5 protein-coding genes and 2 tRNA genes are annotated in these 4,960 nt (G+C 31.0%); 6 read left to right on the top strand and 1 reads right to left on the bottom strand.

Annotation, left to right across the window (positions count from 1 at the left end; all coding sequences use genetic code 11):
* The 6 genes from AA81_RS11725 to AA81_RS11700 all read left to right on the top strand — a co-directional run.
* Positions 1–480: secretin GspD/PilQ domain-containing protein (locus AA81_RS11725; protein ID WP_103899128.1), on the top strand; the 480-nt coding region annotated here is incomplete at its 5' end.
* Complete coding sequence (locus tag AA81_RS11720; protein WP_103899127.1) at positions 477–1,556, top strand: hypothetical protein; 1,080 nt, start codon at positions 477–479, stop codon at positions 1,554–1,556. The genes AA81_RS11725 and AA81_RS11720, both read left to right, overlap by 4 nt.
* Before the next feature lie 95 nt (positions 1,557–1,651).
* The gene (locus AA81_RS11715) at positions 1,652–2,683 is read left to right on the top strand and encodes an AfsR/SARP family transcriptional regulator (RefSeq protein ID WP_103899126.1); all 1,032 of its coding nucleotides are present in this window, start codon (positions 1,652–1,654) and stop codon (positions 2,681–2,683) included.
* Between the two features lie 12 nt (positions 2,684–2,695).
* A complete protein-coding gene (locus tag AA81_RS11710; protein WP_103899125.1) occupies positions 2,696–4,411 on the top strand; it encodes a diguanylate cyclase in 1,716 nt (571 codons plus the stop codon).
* Positions 4,412–4,477: 66 nt separating this feature from the next.
* Positions 4,478–4,567: transfer RNA gene (locus AA81_RS11705), tRNA-Ser, on the top strand.
* A 20-nt stretch (positions 4,568–4,587) separates the two neighbouring features.
* Positions 4,588–4,664, top strand: a tRNA-Arg gene (locus AA81_RS11700).
* A gap of 44 nt (positions 4,665–4,708) precedes the next feature.
* Here AA81_RS11700 and rpmB read toward each other — a convergent pair.
* On the bottom strand, positions 4,709–4,900 hold the full coding sequence (gene rpmB, locus AA81_RS11695) for a 50S ribosomal protein L28 (protein ID WP_103078655.1): 192 nt from the start codon (positions 4,898–4,900) through the stop codon (positions 4,709–4,711).
* Between the last annotated feature and the right edge of the window lie 60 nt (positions 4,901–4,960).

Genomic DNA, 4,960 nt, shown 5'->3' with positions numbered 1-4,960 from the left:
ATGTACGAAAAGAACGAAACCGCAAATTTAGTTACTAAACAGGTTGTCAATGTTTTACCCGGAGAGCCAGCATTATTAAGTTTGAAGAATTTAGAGAGTATCGTTTTTACTACATACAGGAACGAATTTAGGGATATTGAGAGTGGAATAGAAATAGAAATGACTCCTACTATGAGAGATCAAATACTTCAAATTTCCTTTAAGACAAAAACAGCCAATTTGATGGAAGTTACAAAAGATGGTTATTTACTTTCAGAGTCAGAACTGGAGACTAAGGTCAATTTAAATCCTAACGAGATTTTTTTGATAGCAGATTTGGATTTGAGCCAACTTTATTCAAAAAGCGGGGGAACAACGTTGCTGAAAGATCTTCCTTTTCTTAGGTTTTTATTCGGGGATAACCAAAATAAAGATGAAAGTAAACGGATGATGATATTTTTAACTGCTAGCTCAACCTTTCAAGGGGTTGACCAAAAATGAAAAAGTATATCTATCTTCTAATACTCTTCGTTTTGACGTTTCATACATTTGCGTTTTCACAAAGTTCTCAAATGTATAATTACTCAATATACTCTGTTTTGAAGAACGAAAGCAAAAGTGAAACGTTGCTCGGTAGTATAGCTGTGATTCAAGGTTATACTTTTAAGTTTGACTCAAAAGGCAATGTTGTGGCTACTTTCGAGCTTACCCCTCTTAATGACTTGGGAGATAAGGTTAGAACAAAAATTATTATAGACAGTGTGAATATGCACTTTGAAAATACTATTGACCTATTGAAAAAAAAGAAAAACTATGTCACCTCTATTTATTATTTAGAAGAGAATGAAGAAAAGACCTTGGATATCTATCTCCTAGTGAACAACATTGAAAAGTTAGAATTCACAGATCAAAAAGAAATTTCAAAAGAGAATAAAATTACCTTTAAAACTTATTATAATCAATTTTCTTATTATGATGATGAGTTCATCGGCGAAACAGAAGTGGAATTAAATGATTTAATTTTCTTTGGCATGAGTAACTTACTTGATTACAAAAATGGGGGTTACTATGTAGGACTCATTTTTAATGGATTAAAAGTTGGTGTTAACTATCAAAACGATACCTTTTATCTGTTTTTGAATGATAGAACATATATTGACTCTTTTGAATTCAGTGGGATATTTGTACCTTACAAATTTTCTAATAACAGCCTTGATTTCAAAGGAGATTTTGCATTCACAGTTACCGAAAACTTCCCTACATTTAAAATCGTAGATTTAAGGGACATGCTTACCAACGAAGAACAAGGTTTTTATTTAGGAGAAAAATTAGCACAAGCGTTGAATTTTGAAGACCTGGGATTTTATCTTGGGCGAGAGCTTAAAAAGTTGTCTGAAAATATGAACAACAACTTTTTTGTTGGCTTGGGATTAACTTATTTGGAAAATCAATACGACTTTTCCTTAACAGGAGGCATTTTGAATCAAATATCCAACTTTAAATTTGAGACCTTGGGTGGTTACAACTTTGTTACTAAAAGATTTTCTTTTTCTCTTGTATCCTCCTATGAATTTTAGTAGATATTCATTGAATTAAATACGTTAATATTTTTGGGTTTATTATCAAAAGTGTTAAAATAAGAATGAATTAATTTTTAAGGGGGGCATACCCTATGTTAAATATTTATATGTTGGGGGATTTTAAAATCTTTCTTGATGATAATCCAATAGAAAATTTAAAATCAAGAAAAGCCAGAGAAATTCTGAAATATCTTATTCTCAGCAGAGGCCAAAAGGTTTCCGTTTTCGATTTGTACGATCTATTTTGGCCCAATTTCGATGACGAAAGTGCCAGACAAAATTTAAATACTACACTATATTATATTAGAAAAAATTTAGTACTGAGTAGCAACGAATTAACCTTACAAGAGGATTTTTGTACGTTTTCAAAATCAAACGACATATATATAGATTTTGAAGAATTTTTAGCCTTAAATGATGAAGGGTTTAAAGAGAAAGAAATCAATAGACGTTTGTTTTTGTTATCAAAGGCGGTAAGTTTATACAAGGGTGATTTATTACAAGAAAACGTTCACGAGGACTGGGTGAGAGAAAAAAGGGAATATTTAAAACGAATATATGTTGATATGTTAATTGAAATGGGTAATATTCACCAAAAAATGAATAACCCAATCGATGCACATTATTATTTTCAAAAAGCTTTTTATTATTCACAAAGAGAAGACAGTTGGTTAAGATTGATCAAATTCTACACAGAAAACAATGAACTTGAAAAAGCTAAAGGTTTATTCAACGAATACAAAGATATTTTTGGGCATACCAAAGAATTTCCATTCACTCCAAACAGCGTGAATAATGGAGAAACACCAGCATTTTACGAAAAAAATGGTAACGTTTTATCCTCAGAATTATTTGATATAGTTCTCGAACTTGAAAAAGTAAAAAGAGATAAAGACCACTTATTCGTGGAGATTAAAATGTATTCTTCTTTTGACGATGAATTAATTAATGAATTGAAAAAGATCATTAGACAAGAAGATTTAATAACTTATAATTCTCAACAAATATATATTTTATTTCGGGGGATTAAAAACCTTTCTGATAGTAGGGAGATTGTTGTTAAAAAGATTAATAATCTTTTAAATGAAAAAGGTTTCAAATACTCTATAATAAAGGTAGAATAAGGGTGATAAGGGGTGACTGAAATAAACGAGAATTACGAAAAACTTACAGGGGTAGAGAAAGATTTCATACTGTCTCAACTTCAAAAAAAGTTAGAAGAATCAAAAAACGAACCCTTTGAATTTATCGAAGAAAACTTTCCTTCTTACCTTCTAGATGAATTGAACGATCTTATACTTATTATGGATTGTGATAGAAAAATTGTTTTTGTCAACAAAAAGATAAATAATTTCGGTTTTTCAAAAAAAGATTTTATAAATAAAGATATCACAGCTTTTTTTGAAGTTGACGTTAAGAAACAGATTGAATATTTCTTTAGAAGGCAAAATTTAAGTAAGTTGTTGATTTTTAAATCACACTTTCCCAACAGAAATGGAGAAGAAGTACCTTTTGAATTCAAATTAGAAAATTTCCGGTTAAACGATGAAAACCTTTACATATTAATTGGAAAGGATTTAAGCGAAAGTGAAAGGTACAAAAAAGAGATCGAAATCATTCAAAAAAACCAAGAAACTATTCAAAAAGCTTTAGAAGTTTCCCAAATAGGCATTTGGGAATGGTATGTATTCTCTGATAAATTCAATTATGACGAAAGATACAAAGAAATTTTGGGATACACTAAAGACCCCTTCGAAGGAAAATGGAACAAATTTGAAGAATCAATCAATAAAGAAGACAAAGAAACGGTGATAAAAAATATAAGAGAACATTTTTTGACTAAAACAAGTAAATTTGAAGGAACTTACCGTATAAAAGATGTGAACAATAATGATAAATGGTTTTTTTCAAGGGGCAAAGTTTTAGAAAGAAATAAGTTTGGCCTGCCTTTGAATATGGTTGGAGCTTATTTAGAAATAACTGAAGATAAAAAACAGATTGAAGAAATAAAAAAAGAGAAAGATTTTATTGAAAAAGTCGTTGAAAACATGGGACAAGGCCTGGTTTTATTAGATTTTGATTTTAACGTTAAATATGCTAATAAATCATTCTACAAAATGGTTGAATTTGAAGAAGACATCTTAGATTTAAAAAAAGTATTAGATCAAAGAGATTGGGAAAGTTTTTATGAAAATATTCAAAATTTAAAAAGAAGCACTAATAATATGATTTCTTTCGAGTCTAACTTAGTTACGAAAAGTGGTAACAAAGTCCCGGTTTTATTAACGGGGGTAACGTATGAAGAAGTTGATGTGTGTAGAATTATTTTAGTGATAACAGACATTACTGAAAAGAAAAAACTTGAAGAAATACTTAAAAAATACGCAACTTTCGACGATTTAACTGGTTCTTACAACAGAAGAGCAGGTTTTTATGCCTTAGAAAAATATTTTCAACTTGCTAAAAGAAGGAAAGAGCCTTTATCTATCGTCTTTATTGATATCGATAACCTTAAATACATAAACGACAATTATGGTCACGACGCAGGAGATTATATCCTAAAAAAGGTAACAGATGTATTAAAAAATACTTTAAGAGAATCAGATTTGATAATACGAGTAGGTGGAGATGAATTTGTTTTAGGACTCCCTAATGCCGAAGAAGTTGATGTTCATAAAATTTTTCAACGAATTTTAAACCAACTACAAAATGTAAAAGTGGATGGTAACGTGAGGATTGATTTAAGTTATGGTGTTTCAGAATATAAAGACTTCCAAAAGGATATAAGCCCTGAATCATTAATAAAAGAAGCCGATAATAAAATGTACGAAATGAAAAGAGCGAAGAAATGAAATGTTTCCTTGACAGTTGAGAATATCAATGCTATAATATTTCAGGGTTGAATAAGCAAAAATTACGGAGAGGTGGCCGAGTGGCCGAAGGCGCTTGCCTGCTAAGCAAGTGTAGAGGTGACTCTACCGAGGGTTCGAATCCCTCCCTCTCCGCCATTTTTTATCAAAGTTTCAATGTGCCTGTAGCTCAATTGGATAGAGCGTTGGACTGCGGATCCGGAGGTTGCCGGTTCAAATCCGGCCAGGCACGCCAAATTATGCAAAATAAAATCGGTCTTATTTTAGACCGATTTTTCTTTATGCCTTTTGAACTTTTCCAGATTTTAAACATTTAGTACAAACATAAATCCTTCTTACTGTACCTTCGTCGGTAATTACTCTTATCTTTTGAAGGTTAGGCTTCCATACCCTTCTTGTTGTTACTTTTGATTTAGCAACGGTGTTTCCAGTCGCAGGACTTTTTCCGCAAATTTCACATTTTCTAGCCATCTATATTCCTCCTTAGCCTACACTTTTTTCTGTCTTTTGGAATTCTGAAACTTAATAATT

This window comes from Petrotoga halophila DSM 16923 (assembly GCF_002924615.1).
This window is presented reverse-complemented; position numbering and strand designations above follow the sequence as displayed.

Coding starts and splice junctions, on each gene's coding strand:
- AA81_RS11715 (WP_103899126.1), top strand. CDS start 1,652: ATGTTAAATATTTATATGTTGGGGGATTTTAAAATCTTTCTTGATGAT.
- AA81_RS11720 (WP_103899127.1), top strand. CDS start 477: ATGAAAAAGTATATCTATCTTCTAATACTCTTCGTTTTGACGTTTCAT.
- rpmB (WP_103078655.1), bottom strand. CDS start 4,900: ATGGCTAGAAAATGTGAAATTTGCGGAAAAAGTCCTGCGACTGGAAAC.